The 19,833-nt window shown below is 34.4% G+C and carries 20 protein-coding genes; 10 read left to right on the top strand and 10 right to left on the bottom strand.

Features of this window, described 5'->3' with window-relative positions; all coding sequences use genetic code 11:
• The first annotated feature begins 263 nt into the window (after positions 1–263).
• The 3 genes from U9966_RS08705 to U9966_RS08695 all read left to right on the top strand — a co-directional run bounded on the left by U9966_RS08705 (position 264) and on the right by U9966_RS08695 (position 2,724).
• Positions 264–533, top strand: a complete 270-nt coding sequence (locus U9966_RS08705) for an ORF6N domain-containing protein (RefSeq protein WP_322631699.1) — start codon at positions 264–266, stop codon at positions 531–533.
• A 12-nt stretch (positions 534–545) separates the two neighbouring features.
• Positions 546–1,076 carry a hypothetical protein gene (locus U9966_RS08700; RefSeq protein ID WP_306346563.1) on the top strand — a complete coding sequence of 177 codons (531 nt, stop codon included), beginning with the start codon at positions 546–548 and terminating at the stop codon, positions 1,074–1,076.
• Positions 1,077–1,197: 121 nt separating this feature from the next.
• On the top strand, positions 1,198–2,724 hold the full coding sequence (locus U9966_RS08695) for a SulP family inorganic anion transporter (RefSeq protein WP_306346564.1): 1,527 nt from the start codon (positions 1,198–1,200) through the stop codon (positions 2,722–2,724).
• Positions 2,725–2,782: 58 nt separating this feature from the next.
• Here U9966_RS08695 and U9966_RS08690 read toward each other — a convergent pair whose 3' ends face one another.
• The 5 genes from U9966_RS08690 to djlA all read right to left on the bottom strand — a co-directional run bounded on the left by U9966_RS08690 (position 2,783) and on the right by djlA (position 6,810).
• Entirely contained in the window at positions 2,783–3,562 is a 780-nt protein-coding gene (locus U9966_RS08690) for a TatD family hydrolase (RefSeq protein WP_306346565.1), read from the bottom strand.
• A 9-nt stretch (positions 3,563–3,571) separates the two neighbouring features.
• Positions 3,572–4,150, bottom strand: coding sequence for a crossover junction endodeoxyribonuclease RuvC (gene ruvC, locus U9966_RS08685; protein ID WP_090921484.1), 579 nt, complete (start codon positions 4,148–4,150; stop codon positions 3,572–3,574).
• A gap of 196 nt (positions 4,151–4,346) precedes the next feature.
• Positions 4,347–5,273 (bottom strand): tRNA dihydrouridine(16) synthase DusC, encoded by a 927-nt coding sequence (dusC, locus tag U9966_RS08680; RefSeq protein ID WP_322631732.1) that lies wholly within the window; start codon positions 5,271–5,273, stop codon positions 4,347–4,349.
• Positions 5,274–5,320: 47 nt separating this feature from the next.
• The gene (locus tag U9966_RS08675) at positions 5,321–5,956 is read right to left on the bottom strand and encodes a DUF2238 domain-containing protein (protein WP_306346567.1); all 636 of its coding nucleotides are present in this window, start codon (positions 5,954–5,956) and stop codon (positions 5,321–5,323) included.
• Positions 5,956–6,810 carry a co-chaperone DjlA gene (gene djlA / locus U9966_RS08670; protein ID WP_306346568.1) on the bottom strand — a complete coding sequence of 285 codons (855 nt, stop codon included), beginning with the start codon at positions 6,808–6,810 and terminating at the stop codon, positions 5,956–5,958. Before djlA ends, U9966_RS08675 begins: the two co-directional genes overlap by 1 nt.
• 320 nt (positions 6,811–7,130) lie before the next feature.
• Here djlA and aroK point away from each other — a divergent pair, with 320 nt between their 5' ends.
• The 6 genes from aroK to coaD all read left to right on the top strand — a co-directional run bounded on the left by aroK (position 7,131) and on the right by coaD (position 12,673).
• Positions 7,131–7,649 (top strand): shikimate kinase AroK, encoded by a 519-nt coding sequence (aroK, locus tag U9966_RS08665; RefSeq protein WP_211599292.1) that lies wholly within the window; start codon positions 7,131–7,133, stop codon positions 7,647–7,649.
• Between the two features lie 26 nt (positions 7,650–7,675).
• Positions 7,676–8,809, top strand: coding sequence for a 3-dehydroquinate synthase (gene aroB / locus U9966_RS08660; protein ID WP_306346569.1), 1,134 nt, complete (start codon positions 7,676–7,678; stop codon positions 8,807–8,809).
• The gene (locus tag U9966_RS08655; RefSeq protein ID WP_211599290.1) at positions 8,799–9,635 is read left to right on the top strand and encodes a Dam family site-specific DNA-(adenine-N6)-methyltransferase; all 837 of its coding nucleotides are present in this window, start codon (positions 8,799–8,801) and stop codon (positions 9,633–9,635) included. The genes aroB and U9966_RS08655 overlap by 11 nt, the downstream gene beginning before the upstream one ends.
• Positions 9,636–9,696: 61 nt before the next feature.
• Positions 9,697–10,923: an O-antigen ligase family protein gene (locus U9966_RS08650; RefSeq protein ID WP_306346570.1), complete on the top strand. Its 1,227-nt coding sequence runs from the start codon at positions 9,697–9,699 to the stop codon at positions 10,921–10,923.
• Positions 10,920–12,209: a lipid IV(A) 3-deoxy-D-manno-octulosonic acid transferase gene (gene waaA / locus U9966_RS08645; protein ID WP_306346571.1), complete on the top strand. Its 1,290-nt coding sequence runs from the start codon at positions 10,920–10,922 to the stop codon at positions 12,207–12,209. Before U9966_RS08650 ends, waaA begins: the two co-directional genes overlap by 4 nt.
• Positions 12,206–12,673, top strand: a complete 468-nt coding sequence (gene coaD / locus U9966_RS08640) for a pantetheine-phosphate adenylyltransferase (RefSeq protein WP_306346572.1) — start codon at positions 12,206–12,208, stop codon at positions 12,671–12,673. Before waaA ends, coaD begins: the two co-directional genes overlap by 4 nt.
• Positions 12,674–12,772: 99 nt before the next feature.
• On the opposite strand, the gene msbA is transcribed toward coaD, so the two are convergent.
• Genes msbA through bioD form a run of 5 tightly spaced genes read right to left on the bottom strand, consistent with a single transcriptional unit; the run spans position 12,773 to position 18,430 of the window.
• Complete coding sequence (msbA, locus tag U9966_RS08635) at positions 12,773–14,551, bottom strand: lipid A ABC transporter ATP-binding protein/permease MsbA (protein ID WP_306346573.1); 1,779 nt, start codon at positions 14,549–14,551, stop codon at positions 12,773–12,775.
• 56 nt (positions 14,552–14,607) lie between these two features.
• Positions 14,608–15,306 (bottom strand): LrgB family protein, encoded by a 699-nt coding sequence (locus U9966_RS08630; protein WP_306346574.1) that lies wholly within the window; start codon positions 15,304–15,306, stop codon positions 14,608–14,610.
• Positions 15,299–15,712, bottom strand: a complete 414-nt coding sequence (locus tag U9966_RS08625; RefSeq protein WP_306346575.1) for a CidA/LrgA family protein — start codon at positions 15,710–15,712, stop codon at positions 15,299–15,301. The genes U9966_RS08630 and U9966_RS08625 overlap by 8 nt, the downstream gene beginning before the upstream one ends.
• Positions 15,713–15,767: 55 nt before the next feature.
• Complete coding sequence (locus tag U9966_RS08620; RefSeq protein ID WP_306346576.1) at positions 15,768–17,690, bottom strand: DNA repair helicase YoaA; 1,923 nt, start codon at positions 17,688–17,690, stop codon at positions 15,768–15,770.
• Positions 17,691–17,701: 11 nt separating this feature from the next.
• Positions 17,702–18,430, bottom strand: a complete 729-nt coding sequence (bioD, locus tag U9966_RS08615; RefSeq protein ID WP_306346577.1) for a dethiobiotin synthase — start codon at positions 18,428–18,430, stop codon at positions 17,702–17,704.
• Between the two features lie 152 nt (positions 18,431–18,582).
• On the opposite strand from bioD, the gene rnd reads away from it, so the two are divergent.
• The gene (gene rnd / locus U9966_RS08610) at positions 18,583–19,704 is read left to right on the top strand and encodes a ribonuclease D (protein ID WP_306346578.1); all 1,122 of its coding nucleotides are present in this window, start codon (positions 18,583–18,585) and stop codon (positions 19,702–19,704) included.
• The last annotated feature ends 129 nt before the right edge of the window (positions 19,705–19,833 follow it).

Here is a 19,833-nt window from a genome sequence, read left to right as displayed (position 1 = left end):
TGCAAATTATTATTTACAAGTGACCGCTTGGTATGGAGTAAAATGATATGATTTTACTTAGTTCTGTAGGAAATAATACTTGAACAATATTTCTGATTTTTCGATTCTTATCGCAAAATTAACATTTAATTCCAGCATATTTTAGTATTTGTAAGAAAATAGCAAAATCATACCGCTTATTTGGATTGAAAAATATGGAATTGGAAAGTTTAACGCATTTAGATATTAGGACAAAAATTTACACCATAAGAAATAGACAAGTAATGTTAGATAAAGATTTGGCAATTTTATATGGAGTGAAAAACATACGATTAAGGGAGCAGGTTAAGAGAAATATTGCGCGATTTCCTGATGATTTTATGTTTCAGCTGACTAATGAAAAGGTTGAATATATGGTATCGCAAAATGCGATACCATCAAAAAAACATTTAGGAGGAAGTCTTCCCTATGTTTTTACAGAACAAGGAGTAGCAAGTCTATCAGGGGTCTTAACAAATAAAATTGCCATTGAAGTGAATATAAAAATAATGTGAGCATTTGTAGAAATGAGAAAATTTATTTTGCAAAATGCGTCCATTTTTCAACGGTTGGAAACATTAGAACGACATCAATTAGTCACTGATACCAATATAGATAAAATTTTTCAAGCTTTAGAGAATAAAAAAGATATTCAAAAACAGGGTATTTTCTTTAATGGACAAATATTTGATGCTTATAATTTTGTTTCAGATTTAATTCGCTCTGCAAAAAATAACATTGTTTTAATTGATAATTATATTGATGATAAAACCCTCACTTTTTTTCATAAAAATCAAAATGTTGAAGTGGTTATCTATACTCAACGTATCACCAAAACATTAGCATTAGATTTAGAAAAATATAATCAACAATATAAAAAAATAACAGTAAAAATAAATAAACAATTTCACGATAGATTTTTAATTATTGATGATGAAGAGGTTTATCATATTGGAGCAAGTTTAAAAGATTTAGGTAAAAAGGTCTTTGGTTTCTCATTGATGAAAGACTTTAACCCTAAAGCTATGACATTGAGTGTAGCAAACAAAGAAAAATAGATCATTTAGAATAAATAATTTTGTACATACTTTATCCACTTTATTGAAATGTCGTGTAAAATGGCGTATAGTTTCGCCCCTTTGCAATAAATAGAATATACATTAAATAAATGAGAGTTAAATGAAAAAAGTGATAAATTTATTCAATCAAAATGGTCAGATTGATTATAAAACAGAAGTATTATCAGGGATAACCGTTGCGTTAGCATTAGTGCCAGAAGCCGTTGCTTTTGCTTTAATTGCAGGATTGTCGCCATTAACAGGGCTTTATGCTGCCTTTATGATGGGATTAGTCACCTCAATTCTAGGTGGTCGCCCGGGTATGATTTCAGGGGCGACAGGAGCGGTTGCGGTCGTATTAGTGGCATTAGTTAAAACTCACGGTGTGGAATATATTTTTGCCACCGTTATTTTAGCGGGAATTTTGCAAGTGTTAGCAGGTACATTTCGACTAGGTAAGTTAATTCGCCTTGTTCCGCACCCTGTTATTTTTGGTTTTGTAAATGGTTTGGCTGTAGTGATTTTTATGGCACAGCTTACCCAATTTCAAGATGATGCAGGTAACTGGCTGACAGGTACGCCGTTATATGTCTTTTTAGGCTTAGTACTATTAACAATGGCAATTATTTGGTTATTACCAAAATTTACTAAAGCTATACCTGCTTCCTTAGCTTCTATTCTTGTGGTATTTGGTCTGGTTGCTTTATTTAATTTAGATACCAAAACCGTTGGTGATATTGCATCAATTAAAGGTGGATTTCCACCCTTCCATCTTCCGAATGTGCCTTTTGAGTGGGAAACCTTAACGGTTATTTTCCCTTATGCGGCGATTGTTGCAGGAGTTGGATTGATTGAAAGTTTATTAACTTTAAATATCGTTGATGAAATCACAGAAAGTCACGGTAAAAGTAATAAAGAAGCAATTGCACAAGGTACTGCAAATATTTTATCAGGCTTATTCTCAGGAATGGGGGGCTGTGCAATGATTGGACAAAGCCTGATCAATATTTCAAACGGAGCAAGAGCGAGAATTTCAGGTATTGTGGCATCAATAATGCTCTTAATGTTTGTTATGTTTGGAAGTAGTTTGATTGAACAAGTTCCAATGGCGGCATTAACAGGGTTAATGATTATGGTTGCAATTGGTACTTTTGAATGGGCAAGTTTGCGAGTATTCACTAAATTCCCTAAATCCGATATTTTAGTAATGGTATTGGTGACATTGGTGACTATTATGTTGCATAATCTTGCTTTAGCCGTTGTGGTGGGCGTTATTATTGCTGCATTGGTGTTTGCTTGGGATAATGCAAAGCATATTCGAGTACTTAAATATGTGGACGACAAAGCGATTCGTTATTATGAAGTCACAGGTCCATTATTCTTTGCTTCAACCACCACTTTTATTGAAAAATTTAATGTTACGGGCGATCCTAAAGAAGTGGTGATTGATTTTAAAAATAGTCGAGTAGCTGATATGTCAGCAATTGAAGCTTTGAATAAATTAACTGAACGTTATAAAAAACTAGGTAAAAAAGTACATTTACGTCATTTAAGTTCAGATTGTCGAGCATTAATTAAAAATGCGGAAAGTGTGATTGATGTTAATGTGATGGAAGATCCAACTTATAAAGTGATGTTAGATGATTAAAATCATTTAATTTATAGTCAAAAGCCTATTTATTTTAATATAGATAGGCTTTTTCTTTTTAGAAAGAAAAAATACCACAACTGGTATTCCAGATAATTTCTGCAATTTCCTCTGCTTTTTCATTTCTTAATTCACACAAGGTATTAAAAATAATAGCGATATTTTCAGGGCGATTAGTTTCACCTTGTAAACCATAAATGGGCATATCAGGACTATCAGTTTCTAATACTAAAAAATCTAAGGGAAGTTTTGCAATGGCTTGACGAGTTTTATTTGCTCTAGGATAAGTAATCGAGCCACCTACCCCAATTTTATAACCTAAATTCACAAAATGTTTCGCTTGTTGATAGCTACCATTAAAAGCGTGAATAACCCCTTGTTTAGGCAATTGTGCTTGCTTTAAAAAATGGTAAAGTTCGCTGTGTGTTTTGACACTGTGTAAGCTAACAGGTAAACGAAACTTTTTAGCTAATTCAAGTTGAGCAATGAAAAAATCACACTGTTTTTGCCATAGTTCAGGCGGTAAGCGTTTATCTAAACCAATTTCAGCAATAGCGACACATTGGGGATCTAGTTGTGTTAGTTGTTGTGCTAATATATCTAAATCTGCACGTTGATGTTGTTCAATAAAATAAGGGTGTAGTCCTAGTCCATAGACTAACTGTTGTGGAAATTGCTCACAACAAGCGGTCACATTTTTAAAACTTTTTGCAAAAATACTTGGGATAAATATTTTTTGAACGCCTGCATTTTTTGCGTTTTGAATAAGCTCTGCCAGTGGGTGTTGCGTTTTTGAGGCTAATAAATCTAAATGAGCGTGAGTATCAAAAAATCGCATTCTATTTTTCTAACCTTTTAACCGAAAGCGACCACGTGAATAGCGGGTTTTCATCAAGGCTAAAATTTCTTCTTTTTCCGTTCCTACTTTTTGTTTGGTTTGCTTTGCGACCGTTAAGGAGTGTTGAATAGAATGAGCGTGAGTAATGGCAATCGCAAGGGCATCAGCAGCATCGGCTTGTGGTGTCGCAGAAAGTTTTAGAATGCGAGTGACCATATCTTGTACTTGAACTTTATCCGCAGAACCACTTCCAACCACTGTTTGTTTTACTAAACGCGCCGCATATTCAAAAACAGGTAGATCGTGATTCACCGCTGCCACAATAGCTGTGCCACGAGCCTGCCCTAATTTAAGGGCTGAATCGGCATTTTTAGACATAAAAATTTGTTCGATGGCAAACATTTCAGGTTGAAATTGAATGATAATTTCACTTATGCCTGCATAAATGCGTTTTAAACGAGTAGGGAGGTCTTCCACCTTAGTGCGAATTGCACCGCTGCCTAAATATTCAAGCTGTCGTCCAGTTTGGCGAATAACACCATAACCAGTAACACGAGAACCAGGGTCGATACCTAAAATAATTGCCATAATATTTGAATGTGTGTTCTCAGTTTAATTTTTTATTATGCAATATCTTATCATAATACAGGGTAAGATCGTACTTGGAATTTGTATTCCCCCCTCTCCTAGCCTCCCCCCGCAAGCGGAGGGAGGGATTTTTTGTGATGAGTTTTTTTATTCCCTCCTCCGCTTGCGGGGGAGGGCTAGGGAGGGGGAATTATCACTAAGTTTTACAATATAGAGCTTTCTCAATATGCTTTTTAATACCTTGAGGGGTTTGTTCTATTTTGATTTGTTCAAATAAAATCTGAGCCTCTTTGTATTCTTTTAATAAAAATCTGAGCCACTGTTTAATTCGTGCAATGTGATAAAAACCAGAATCAAATGGATTTTCCATATTGAGATAGCAGTAGAGTAATTCTAATACTTTTTGCCAATTTAATTTTTCATCATTGTATTTAATTACTTTGCTTAAATTTGGTGTATTTAGCCCTCCACGACCAATCATTAATCGTTGACAAGCGGTGATTTCATAGCATTTTTTTGCAGATTGATGATCCCAGATCTCGCCATTAGCAATAACAGGAATATTAAGTCGCCGTTGAATATCTCCAATGGCTAACCAATTAATTTTTTCTGCTTTATAACCGTCTTGTTTGGTACGTCCGTGAACAGTAATTTCGTTTGCTCCACCTTGTTGCACTGCATCTGCAATTTCAAAGGCTTGTTCACAAGAATTCCATCCTAAGCGTACTTTTACGGAGACGATATTTTCTTTACCCACAGCTTCTTTTATCGACTTAGTGGCTTGATAAATAAGTTCTGGATCTTTTAATAATGAAGCGCCACCCATACTGCCATTAACCGTTTTTGAGGGACAACCACAATTAAGATCTATTCCTTGAGAGCCTAATGCTATAGCGTTTTGAGCATTTTCTGCTAACCATTGTGGATGTTGCCCTAACAGTTGTACTCGAACAGGAGTACCCGATTGGGTAAATCCATTATTTCGCAACTCAGGACAAAGGCGATAAAAGGTTTTTGCAGGTAAGCAACTATCTACAATCCGTACAAATTCTGAAACACAAAGATCATATTCATTAATGGATGTCAGTAATTGGCGAACAAGAGGATCTAATACCCCTTGCATTGGTGCAAGAATGAGTTGTAAATTTTTCACATTATGTTACCGCTTGTTTAGAAGAAATTCTTTTTGAATTTTAAATCTGGACGTGCGATAAGATAAATAATCAATGCGGTAATTGCCCCTAAAGTATCTGCCAACATATCTTTTTGAGCATCCCAAATATCACCTTGAGAGCCTAAAAATTCAGTACCAGCATTACCCCCTTCAATCACGGCATATTGCCATTCGATTATCTCGTAAGTGGCGGCGAGAGACATAATAAAGAATAATCCTAAACAAAGTGCAACACCTAAGGTGCATTTACCTCTGCGTAAAACAAATTCAGCCACAGGAAAGCTATAAAAACCAATAATATAATGTGCGACTCGATCAAAGTGATTACGACCTTCCCCTAAAAAAGGTTCAAGGTATTGATTTGCCCAATCAAACGGGACGTTTGCAAAAGTATATTTTGCCCCAATTAGATGTAAAATTAACCAAAAAGACATTAAAAAATAAGCCAATCCACTAAATTTAAAGAAAGGATAAGTTAAAATCAGTAATCCAAATACCACAAAAATAGGTGTGGTTTCTGCATACCAAACTGTTCTATCTATTGGAGATAATCCTGACCAAATTGCGATGGCTGTGATTATCATAAAAAGAAAAATAGGAAGGCTGTGAGATTGAGGTGATTGTGCTTTCATTATTTCCATCCTTTTGATTTACAAATAAGATCATAAGCTGCTTGAATTTGTTGTGCTTTTTCTTTTGCTACTTCCATCATTTCAGGAGGTAATCCTTTTGCGACTAATTTATCAGGGTGATGTTCATTCATTAATTTACGATAAGCACGCTTAATTGTTGTTTGATCATCATCTTTAGAGACACCTAAGACAAGATAAGCATCTTCTAAGCTTGGCTGATTTGTCTGTTGATAACGACCATTGTATCCACTAGATTGTTGATAATTTTCTTCATAAAACCCTTCAAAATTGCCCGATCTAAACCGTTGAGAAGCCGCAACCATAGCAAGCATTTGTTGAAACTGAAAGGCTGACAAGCCTAATATTTCAGCAATAGTGTATAAAATGGTTTCTTCTTGCTTATCTAATTTACCATCTTGTAGGGCAGCCTGCATCTGTACTTCGATAAAAAAGCGTAATAAATCACGACGCTTTCCGCAACCATCTCGAAATTCTTGTAATATTTGGCGAAGAGGAAAATCACTTTCTTTTCCTCTACTAAAGGCTTGTCTTGCTAGTTTTTTATTAGTTTCATCAAGTTGTAAACGTTGCATTAACTGTTGAGCAAGCTGAATATCATCTTGAGTGACTCGCCCTTTTGATTTTGCAATATGCCCTAATACTGCAAATGTTGTGTGCATAAAGAGTGACTGGCGAGTTAATTTATCTTTAAAAAAACTCGATGTAATTTTTTGATTTTCATACAATTTTTTCATTAAGAAATGGGCTGCAATACAACCTAAAATCCCACTGAAAAAACCGCCTCCTAATTTATAGCCAATAATAAAACCTAAAAATTTACCCCAAAATTGCATTCTCAATTTCCTAAATAATCTAAAAATCCCTAATATTCTAACGTAAATTGATCAAAAAAGGGAATATTAAGCAATCTTTATCTTTCTTTCGCAATTAACTGTTGAAATGAGGGGGCATTTCTTGAGATAATTAGCACCATATTTATTTGGGTGATTTGTAGGTACAAAGTATTTTTTAAGTGATTTTTAAAAACCACTCCGTTAACTTTGCAAAAATAGAATAAGAACAGACCGCTTGCATTCCCATAGCAAGCGGTTAGTTTTTTGCAAAAATTTACAAATCAAGTTTTATATTAATTTGATAATCATATAGGCAAAAAATGGCTGAAAAACGTAATATATTTTTAATTGGTCCTATGGGGGCTGGGAAAAGCACTATTGGTCGCCAACTCGCACAACTATTAGGAATGGATTTTGTCGATTCTGATACAGAAATTGAACAGCGTGCAGGTGCTGATATTGACTGGATATTTGATCTTGAAGGTGAAGCAGGCTTTCGAAAAAGAGAAGAAAAGATCATCAATGAACTTACACAACAACAAGGCGTGGTGCTTTCTACAGGTGGGGGTACTATTGTTTCTAAAGATAATCGCAATATGTTGTCTGCTCGTGGAATTGTGATCTACCTTGAAACAACCGTAGATAAGCAGTTCGAACGTACACAGCGTGATAAAAAACGTCCATTATTACAAAATGAAGATCCAAGAGCAGTATTAGAGGAATTAGCGAAACAACGTAATCCATTATACGAAGAAATTGCAGATATCACGCTACAAACAGATCAACAAAGTGCGAGATTAATGGCCTCTCAAATTATTGATTTAATGGATAATTTGTAATTTAAGCAGATTGGAAAGGATAAAATATGTTAAAGGTAATGGTAGAGCTCAATAAACAACGTAGTACGCCTAACTATCCAATTTCTATTGGGGCAGGTTTATTAGCATTACCTGAAAGTTATGCACCGTTAAAAGCTGGTGATAAAGTAATGATTGTTTCAAATCCAACCATTGCTCAGCATTACCTTTCAACAGTTACAAAGGCACTTGAACAATTAGGTTGTAGTCAAATTGATAGCGTTCTACTACCAGATGGTGAACAATTTAAAACGCTTGAATCGTTAAATTTAATTTTTACTGCACTATTGGAGAAAAACCATCATCGTAATTCTGTGATTATTGCATTAGGTGGTGGCGTTGTCGGTGATATGGCGGGCTATGCAGCCGCCTCTTATCAGCGAGGTATCCGCTTTCTTCAAATTCCCACAACATTATTGGCTCAGGTTGATTCCTCTGTGGGAGGGAAAACCGGCGTTAATCATTCTTTAGGAAAGAATATGATTGGTGCATTTCATCAACCAATCGCAGTAATTATTGATACCAACACATTGCACACGCTACCCAAAAGAGAATTTTGCTCAGGATTGGCGGAAGTTATTAAATATGGTGCTATTTTAGATGTTAATTTTTTTAAGTGGCTAGAAAATCATATTGATGATCTTCTTACTTTAGACCAAACTGCACTGGAATTTTGTATTCAGCGTTGTTGTCAATTAAAAGCAGACATTGTGGCAGAAGATGAAAAAGAACAAGGCAAGCGTGCTTTACTTAATTTTGGACATACTTACGGACACGCAGTTGAAAGCCACTTAGGTTATGGAAACTGGCTACACGGTGAAGCCATTGCTGTTGGTATGTTAGAGGCTGCGGTCTTATCAAATCTATTAGGAGATATGACACAACAGGAAATTGCTCGTCTTGAAAAGTTATTAATACGTGCCGTTTTACCAACAGTCTCGCCAGAAGGAATGCAACCTCAAGATTATCTCTCTTATATGTGGCGTGATAAAAAAATGCTAACTAAAAAATTACGTTTAGTTTTATTAAAAACATTAGGTCAAGCCTATATTAATGCAGATGTGAGTGAAGAATTGGTAGTTGAGTCTATTGCACGTTGTTCTGAGGTTTCTTTTTTTAAGAATAATATCAATGAATGTTAAAAAACAGCGTCCTTTTTTAAAATGGGCGGGCGGGAAATATCGCCTCGTACCTGAAATTTGTAAACATTTACCTCAAGGAAAATGTTTAGTAGAGCCTTTTGTTGGTGCTGGTTCGGTTTTTCTTAATACGGATTATGATCATTATATACTCGCAGATATCAATCCCGATTTAATCAATCTTTTTAATATAGTAAAAAATGATGTTGAACATTATATATCGGAACTAGCGGTCACTTTCTTAGATAAAAATGCAAATTCTAAAACTTTTTATTATGAGTGTCGTAATGAATTTAATCTTTCCACAGATCCATTTCGTCGCTCTGTTCTTTTTTTATACTTAAACCGTTTTGGTTTTAATGGATTATGCCGTTATAATAATAAACATAAATACAATGTTCCTTTTGGCGATTATAAAAGTCATTATTTTCCAGAGAAAGAGTTACACTTCTTTTCTCAAAAAGCCCAAAAAGCTGAATTTATTTGTGCAGACTTTAAACAGACATTTGAATATTTAGATCAACACCCAGATGATTATGTGGTTTATTGTGATCCACCTTATGCACCTTTAGTACAAGATTCTAATTTTACTAGTTATTCTAGTGGCGGCTTTAACCTTGAACAGCAAAAACAATTAGCTGAATATGCAAAACAACTTGCAAGCAAAAATATTTCTGTTTTGATTTCTAATCACGATACTGAATTTACACGAGAAATTTACCAGAATGCTAAATTATTTAGTTTTCCTGTACAACGTTTTATTGGACAAAATCCGAAATCAAGAGTAAAAGTAAATGAACTGTTTGCTTTATTTACAACAATAAGGTAATTAAACTGTTATTTAGCTTATCAATTTTTTAAATAGTTATACCCGAGTAGGAGATATTATTATGTTATCAATATTAAATCGTATCAATATTTATACTTTACTCACAGGTGTATTTTTTATATTAACTTTACACTTTAGAGCAAGTTATACTATTATTCCTGCGATTTTATTCTTTTCGGGACTTTATTTTATTATTGTTAATCTTAAAAATAAGACATTTAAGATTAACCCTGAAAATAAACTATTTATTGTTTCTTTTATTGGTTACTTTGCATTGTTTATTCTTTCATTGATTATACATCAGGGAAAGTTGAGAGAATTGGATCTACCTAGTCGTATATTACTTATATTACCTTTTTTAACTTTATTTTCTCATATAAAAATTAAACCTCTTTGGATACTTTATGCGATTGTGACGGCGAGTTTTATTGCTGGTATCGTTGCTCTTATTCAAAAATATTATCTGCATATTCCTTTTCCATTTCCGCAGCACAATAAAATTCAAGCCAGTGATATTGCAATAAGCCTTTCCCTTTTTTCACTTTGTATTGGTCTCTACTTTTATCAACTTAAAAATAAGTTACTTGCTATTTTCTCAAGCATTGCATTTTTACTTGGATTTATAGCAAGTATTCTCTGTTTTTCTCGTGGTGCAATTATTGGCTTTCTTATTGCAACTGGGTTTATTCTTTGGTTCTATCGTCATTTATTTTCCAAAACGGTATTATTACTTATTCTGCTTTCTACTATTCTATTTGGTTATATCAGCTATAATACGGCAGAAACAAGATGGAATAGAATTTATACTGAAGCCTCTTTGTGTATGAATAAAAATAAATGTTATTCCTCTGTAGGGGCAAGATTAGAGATGTATAAAAGTGCATTACACGGCATAGATCAAAAACCACTTTTAGGTTGGGGACTAGAAGGTGTAAAAAAAATGCGTAAACAACATTCAGAACAAGGTTACATCTCCCGATTGGCTGCGAGATATGATCACGCCCATAATCAATTCTTACACGATGGTTCAGCACGGGGAGTATTCGGTTTACTTGCGTTATTAGCCATCTTTTTTGTTCCTTTTAACTTGTTTTTGAAAGGCATAAAACAAAGTGCTAAGCCATTACCAACGCTTTTGGGTACGTTAGGAATTGTGCATATTGTTGCTACAATGGGTTACTGTTTAACACAATCTTTTTTATCACATAATTCGGGAACAATGTTTTATTTTGTTGGTGTGACTCTTTTACTTAGCTTACAAAGAATCGCAATACAGGAAGATCAATGATGTTAAAATGTTACACAATTATGAGCTATCTCCTACAGCCATTGATTTTACTGGAAATGCTAAGACGTAGTATAAAGCAACCTGCATATCGACAAAGATTAGGTGAACGTTATGCCATTTATAATCAACAACATAAAATTAAAAAAAATGGTCTTGTTATTCACGCAGCATCAGTGGGCGAAGTGATAGCCATTACGCCATTAGTAAAAAAATTGCAAAAAGATTATCCAAACTTACCGCTTACTTTCACAACGGTAACTCCAACGGGTTCTGAACGGGTTAAGGCCGCTTTTGGAGAGAGCGTTTTTCATTTTTATCTGCCCTATGATATTCCTTATTTCGTAAAAAAATTTCTTAATTTTGTTCAACCAAAGGCAATTATTGTTGTTGAAACAGAGTTATGGCCAAATTTAATTTATCATACAAATCAAAGAAATATTCCTTTTATTATTGCTAATGCACGTTTATCTCCTCGTTCAACAAAACGCTATGGCTATGTTAAAAAGTTACTTCGTCCAATGTTAGATAGTATTACGTTGATTATGGCACAAGATAAAACAAGTGCTGATCGTTATCTAGAACTAGGTATTGAGGAACAATATTTAATTAATACAGGTAATTTAAAATTTGATCTTAATGTTGATGAAGCATTACATCAACAAATTATACAACTTAAGCATTCATTAAATGTAACACAACGTCCAATTTGGATTGCAGGTAGTACTCACGAAGGCGAAGATCAACTTATTTTAAATGCACATCAGGAATTATTAAAAGATTATCCAGATCTTATTCTTATTCTCGTTCCTCGTCATCCAGAGCGTTTTGAAAGTGTCGCCAATATTATTAAAAAAACGGAAATGAATTTTATTCGGCGATCGCATCAGCAATCTTTTACCCCTGAAATTTCTATTTTACTGGGTGATACAATGGGGGAAATGATGTTACTTTATGGATTAGCAAATATTGCTTTTGTAGGGGGAAGTTTGATAAAACAAGGTGGGCATAATCCCCTTGAACCTATTGCATTTAAACTGCCCGTTATTTCAGGAGTTCATACTTATAACTTTACTGAAATTTATGAAAAACTAAGTTATATTAATGGTTTTATTGAAATCCAAAGTGATACTGAGGCTCTTATTCAAGCGGTACGATCGTTATTAGAAAATACAAACTATTGTAAACAAATAGGCGATGCAGGTTTTCAAGTACTCAAAGAAAACCAGGGAGCATTAAAACGTCACTTAAGTTTACTCACTCCTTATTTACAAGAGAAAACAGAATGAAAGTTATTTATGCAGGAACATTTGACCCAATAACAAATGGTCACCTAGATCAAATTGAACGAGCTTCAAGATTATTTTCTAATATCATTATTGCAGTAGCTAAAAATCCCACCAAAAAACCTCTTTTTGAATTGGAGCAACGTGTTCATTTAGTGCAGCAAAGTATTCAACATTTAAGTAATGCGGAAGTAATAGGCTTTGATGGATTACTTGTTGAGCTGGCTCAAAAACACCAAGCAAAGGCACTTCTTCGAGGTATTCGTAACAGTAATGATGTTGAGTATGAAATACAGCTTGCTCAACTGAATGAAAAATTACTTCCAAAATTAGAAACCATTTTTCTTCCTCCTTCCGTTGAATGGCGATATTTATCTTCTACGCAAGTTAGAGAAATTTATTATCATAAGGGAGATGTCAGCCAATTTGTTCCTGATGTGGTTAATCAAGCACTTTTAAATTTATAATTTAATTTTAAACCAAACCTAAAAATCAAGCGGTCACTTTGTTAGAAAAATTTGCAAATTTTTCATCAAATCTAACCGCTTATTTTTTATAATTAATCCTTATTGCTCAAATTGTAAGCTATGTAATTGCTTATATGCACCATTTTTTGCAATAAGTTTAGAATGTGAGCCTCGTTCAATAATTTTCCCTTGGTCAATAACTAAAATTTCATCGGCTTTCTCAATTGTTGATAGACGGTGAGCAATCACTAGTACGGTACGATTTTTTTGTAGCTCCTCAAGGGCTGATTGAATGGCACGTTCTGATTCTGTATCAAGGGCTGATGTTGCTTCATCAAGCACTAAAATGGGTGAATTGCGTAATAATGCACGTGCAATTGCAATACGTTGGCGTTGTCCTCCTGAAAGGCTGACACCATTTTCTCCGATAATACTATCCAATCCTTGTGGCATTTTTTCAATAAATTCCATTGCGTGAGCGGCTGTTGCTGCTTGAATAATTTGTTCTTGGGTATATTTATCTTTGGCAGCATAAGCAATATTATTTGCGATCGTATCATTAAATAAATGTACTTGTTGAGAAACAATAGAGCATTGTTCTCTAAGGTTGTTTAATTTATAATCACAAATATCAATGCCGTCAAGGGTAATTTTTCCACTATCAATGTCATAAAAACGGGTAATTAAATTGGCAATAGTTGATTTACCAGAACCAGAACGACCGACTAATGCAAAAGTTTTTCCTGCTGGAAGATTAAAAGAAAGGTGACTTAATGCGGGTTCATTTTTGGTACTGTAAGTAAAAGTGACATCATCAAAACAAATATCACCTTTTATTTGTGTCACACAGTGTGTGCCATTATCTTTTTCTGTTGGTAAGTCAAACAACGTAAATAAGGTTTGACAAGCAGCCATCCCTTTTTGGAATTGAGCATTAACTTCTGTTAAGGTTTTTAAAGGACGCATCATTGCAAGTAGAGAAGCCAGTACTGCAGCAAATTCTCCTGCAGTAAGGTCATTCCCCATAATTTCAGGTGAACCCGCAAGATAGAGGACTACGCCTAATGCTAAAGAGGCAATAATTTGAATAATAGGATTAGAAATAGCACTTACTGCCATTAACTTCATTCCCTTACGACGCATATCATTACTGGTATGGTTAAAGCGTCGTTCTTCCACTTTTTGTCCTCCAAATGAGAGAACAACTTTATGACCTCGTAGCATTTGTTCGGCACTTTCTGTCATTGAACCCATTGATTTTTGCATATTACGGCTCATTTCACGAAAACGTTTGGAGATGAGACGGACTAAAATGGCAATAATAGGTCCAATGATAAGTAGCACCAAAGACAAACGCCAACTGTAATAAAACATTGTTCCCATTAAGAATATGACATAAGCCCCTTCTCGAACAATGGTTTGTAATGCACTGGCAGAAGCCCCTGCAATTTGCTCTGAATCATAGGTGATACGAGAGAGTAGTTTTCCTGATGAGTTTTGATCAAAAAAATCCACGGGCATAAACATTAAATGCTTAAAGACTTTTTGACGCATACTCATTACCACCTTACCGTTTACCCAAGCAAGGCAATAAGTGGCAGCAAAGCTACTGAAACCACGCATAAAGATTAAGCCGACTACGATAAATGCCATCATTTTTAGGAAATCTCTCTGTTCTGTTCCAAATCCTTTATCAATAAGAGGTTTAAGCATAGAAATGAGATAACCATCAACTACTGCATTGATAATTAAGGCGATAACTGAGGCAATAATTCCCCATTTAAAAGGCGTAATCATTGGCCAAAGGCGTTTAAATGTACTCCACGTAGATTGATCTTGGGTAATTTTATCTAAATCAAAAGAGGATAATTTCGTCATAAGTTCTCGTTTATTAAATTACGGTATTTTTACCTTTATAGTATATTGTAAATGCTTTAGTTGATAAATAATAGAATAATTTTCATCACGAAAGGGGCAAAAAGAGAAGATAAAACACCACATAGGACTAATGAGATAGAAGAAAAACTACCCATTTTTAAACTTACTTCTAAGCTACGAGCGGTACCTAATGCGTGGCTTACAGCCCCCATTCCTAAACCAATAGCTTTAGGATTTTTAATATTACACCAGTTTAAAATGGTTAAGCCAAAACTTGAACCAATTAATCCAGCAACAGTGACTCCAACAGCGGTAATCGCAGGTTCACCGTTGATTTCTTTAGAAATGGCAACGGCAATGGGTGTTGTCACAGATTTTGGTAATACAGAGGCGAGAATGGCAGTATCGCCGCCTAGTAATAACGTAAAGACTACACCTGTGAGCATTGAAAAAGTCGTCGCAAAAATCACAATGATCAAAATACTTTTCCAATAACGTCGAATTTGCGAAAGCTGTTCATAAAAAGGGTAGGCTAATGCCACAATGGAAATATTGAGTAATTTCACTAAAATTTCATTACCTTGATAATAATCTTGATAAGGTATTTTTGTGGTAATCAAAATTATTGCCAAAACGGTTAAACCAATCAAAAAAGGGCTGAGCAGAGTGATGTTAATTTTTTGACTTAATTTTAAACTGAGTATAAAAACAATAATGGTTAGAAATACATAATAATAGAGATAAATATTAGCCATTGTCTTTTTCTCTTCTAAGTTGATGATGTAAATAACGTTTTTTCTTAAGTTGTTTGTTTAATAACCATTGTGAGAAATACGTAATCACAATTAAAGAAATAACAGTACTTAAAAAAATAGCCAAAAAGAAAGAATTTAAATAGTGACTAAACAGGTATTTGTGTTCAATAATACCGACACAAATAGGGAGAAAAAATAACGTCATATAACGAGTAAGTATTCTGGCACTAGGAATAATCCATTCCACATTGATGATACCTGCCGTCAGACAGAGAAAGAGTAATATCATTCCCCAAATACTGCTCGGAATACCAATAGGAATAAGCTGATTAATACTTTCCCCTAAATGCAACATTGCAAAAAGAATAGCTAAAGAGATAAAAAATTTAATAATTGACTGTAACATTGCTTTTCCTAAGCGGTATGATGTTGATAAAAATTTGCAAATTTATTTGAAGATCTTACCGCTTATCTTTTAAAAAATTAACGACTTTTTGAAGATCTCGTGTTCTTTTTGATCTAGGTAAACTTTTTAAAAAGGTTGCACCATATTGGCGGTTTACTAAACGAGAATCACAAATTAAGATAACCCCTCGGTCTTTGATATCTCGAATAAGTCGTCCAACCCCTTGTTTTAAGGTGATGACGGCTTCTGGAATTTGTATATCATTGAAAGGATTGCCTCCTTGTAATTGGCAATCTTCCATTCGCGCTTTTAATAATGGCTCATCAGGGGAGCTAAAGGGGAGTTTATCAATAATAACAAGAGAAAGGGCATCTCCTCGTACATCAATGCCTTCCCAAAAACTTTGAGTGGCGACTAATACGCTATGTTTCTTTTTCGTAAATTGTTCAAGTAATTCACTTTTGCTGGTTTCACCTTGTAATAACACATTAAGGTTACTGTTTTCTCGTAGGAAATCGGCTAATCCTCGCATCATAAAATAAGAGGTGCAAAGTAAAAAACAACGCCCCTTGTTGGCTTCAATCACAGGTTGTAACATTTTCCCTAATTCAGAAAGGGTATTATTACGATTGGTTGCAGGCAAGTAGCGAGGAACACAAAGTAATGATTGTTTTTGATAATCAAAAGGACTTTGTAAAATCATTTTATGGGCACTTTCAATTCCTAAACGTTGGCAAAAATGGTCAAATTTTCCCCCTACCTCTAAGGTTGCAGAGGTAAAGACCCAGCCAATTTTTTGTAGATTAAGTCGATCCCCAAATTTATCTGCCACCGTTAGAGGGGTAATATGTAACCCAAAATAACGTCCATTTCCTTCATACCAGTAACAGTATCCAGTAACGGAAGTATCAGATATCGCTTTAAGAAAGTTTTTTACTTCGGCTAAACGCTCAAAAATTTTATCTAAGGTGTCTGAACGTCCTAGGGATTTTTTGACTACTTCACTTAGAAATTCAATATTTTCAACCAGTTTATTAAGTCCGTCTGTAACTTGTTGATTTTGAAATAATTCTCTTAAATTTCCTTTTACTGTCGTGCCACCCAGTAATAAACGGAAATCTTGAATCACTTTTTGTAAATGATCAGAGGCAGTACCAAGCTGTTTGGCATCTTTTAATTCAGTACGATAAACAATATTGCTATCTTTGCAAATATCGAGTAATTGGCGAGAAGTGAGGGATTTTCCAAAATATTGACTAGCAATATCTGGCAGTTGATGAGCTTCATCAAAAATAACTAATTCTGCTTCAGGAATAAGCTCACCAAACCCTGTTTCCTTTACTGCCATATCTGCACAAAATAAATGGTGATTAACGACGACAATATCGGAACTCATTGCTTTTTGACGAGCTTTGACGACATAACATTCTTTAAATTGAGGGCAGTCAGAACCTAAACAATTATCGGTGGTGCTTACCAATTGTGGTAAAATCGGGCTGTCTTCTGCAATACTAATACATTCTGTTAAATCGCCTGTTTTTGTTGCAGTTTGCCATTTACGAACTTTAGATAAATCAGCTAAAACAGAGCGATCTCCAGCCACCCCCATTGCAATTAGTTGATCTAAACGATCTAAACATAAATAATTGGCTCGCCCTTTTAATAACGCAATTTTTCCTGTGTAATTTAAGGCTTTTTGAATAGTCGGTAGATCTCGATTAAAAAGTTGATCTTGTAGATTTTTTGATCCTGTAGAAATAATGGTTTTCTTTTTGGAAAGTAGAGCAGGGACTAAATAAGCAAAAGTTTTACCTGTTCCAGTGCCAGCTTCTACCACCACAGAATTTTTATAAGTGATCGCCACCCCCACTAATTTTGCCATTTTAGATTGGGCATCACGAGGAGAAAATCCTTTGATATTTTTGCTTAACACACCATTGGCATCAAAGGATTCAATAATTTTTTGTTCTAATTTCATTAAATCTACAATTAGTTACACGGTTTATCGAAGTATTGTAACAGTGGTTGTGGATTTTGAATATACTTAGTCAGCATTTGTTTTGCTGGATGTCGAATATAAGGAATTTCTCCTAATAATGGTGCATCGATTTTCTGATCTAACAGTTCGATTAATTTAGGGTAATAACGTAATCCTGGATTAATCCGATTTGCTACCCAACCGATCAAATTTACCCCTTTTTGACGAATAGCTTGAGCAGTAAGCTGAGCGTGATTAACACAGCCTTCTTTAATACCAACGACTAAAACAACAGGCATATTGGTTGATTTGACCCAATCTTCAAAATTATATTCCTTATTGATAGGGGTTAACCAACCGTGTGTCCCTTCAACCAACACATTTCGATGAAATTGCTCTAAGTTATATAAATCATCATATAATTTATCAATATTTATACCATTAATTTCACCTAATGCGCTAAAAATGGGCATACTAAAACTGTTAAAAGAGTAGCTAGTAATTTCTTGATAAGCGAATAATTTTGCACAACTGGATTGCAAAATTAATACGTCTTTATTATTCTCACAAATATAATCATCACTATTGGGATCGATAAGATGATCATCATCAGTCCCACAAGCAATGGGTTTATAGGGTGCGACAGAAATATTATGCTGTGCAAGTAGCTGCAAGAATGCTCGAGTAACAATCGTTTTACCTACACCTGTATCTGTACCTGCAATAAATAAAGATGCCATTTTTTATTCCTAATTTACCAAAATTAACAATATTTTAACGAAAAAATAAAATATAAGTTATGTCCTAGATCAAGGTTGATGATTTTAATTAGGTTGGCAAGCGGTAGGATAACCTTTAGAATTTACAAAAACTAACTAAAAGTGAAAATAGAATGAATAAAAAAATAACTTATCAGTGGATTAATTCTCACACAGCCCTTCAAGAAGCTTGCAATCAAGCCAGTTTACAAACAGCAGTAATGCTCGATACTGAGTTTGTGCGTACTCGCACGTTTTATCCTAAATTAGGGCTTATTCAACTTTTTGATGGAAAAACGGTTTATTTAATCGATCCTATGAGTATTGATGATTTTAGTCCTTTTGTAGAATTATTAGCTAACCAAAATATTATTAAAGTCCTGCACGCTTGTAGTGAAGATTTAGAGGTTTTTCAACACTATTTCAATCAAATGCCACAACCAATGTTAGATACACAAATTATGGCAGCATTTTTAGGGCTAGGTACATCAACAGGTTTTGCCAAATTAGTACAACATTATTTAGATATCGAATTAGATAAAGGGGCTTCTCGTACCGATTGGTTAAAACGCCCATTAAGTGAAATACAATTACAATATGCTGCCGCTGATGTATGGTATTTATTGCCCGTTTATCAACAACTACAAACAGAATTTGCAAAAAGTGATTGGCGAGAAGCGATTATTCAAGAATGCCAAGCAGAGATAGATAAACGTAAACAACCCCTTGATGTAGATAAATTGTATAAAAAGATTACCAATGCGTGGCGATTAGAACCACAACAATTGGCGGTATTACAGCTATTAGCGAAATGGAGATATGAAGAGGCGAAAAAACGTGATCTTGCTTTAAATTTTGTGATAAAAGCAGAGCATTTATGGAAAATTGCAGAATTACAACCGAAACATACCGCTACTTTACTTGAATTTATGCACCCCAATGAAGTACGCATTCACGGTAAGAAAATTTTAAAATTAGTTGAACAGGGCAGAGAAGTCGCTCCTGAAAACTATCCCTCTAAAATTACACGATTGGTGGATGAAGAGGGATATAAACAAATGATGAAAGCTTTACAACAAAAACTCAAACAGATTTGTCCTGATAATTTAGATCAAGGTTTACTGGCAAGTAAGCGTCAGTTAAATCAGCTATTTGATTGGATTAAAAAAGGACAAGAGCCTCAACAATTACCTGAATTATTGACAGGCTGGCGGGAAGAATTTGGAAAAGAATTGCAAAAAGTGATGGTAAAGTAACCGCTTGAATTGTTTCACAACAAAATAATAAATCTCAATCAAGAGAGATGGTAGTTTATCCTAATAAATTCACGTATAATTGACGGAAATACGAACTGTTTTTGTTTGTGTTTCTTGTTTTTTTATCTT

Source organism: Pasteurella atlantica (assembly GCF_963693435.1).
GTDB lineage: Bacteria > Pseudomonadota > Gammaproteobacteria > Enterobacterales > Pasteurellaceae > Phocoenobacter > Phocoenobacter atlanticus.
The sequence above is the reverse complement of the archived record's forward strand: the minus strand, read 5'-3'. Positions and strand labels throughout refer to the sequence as shown.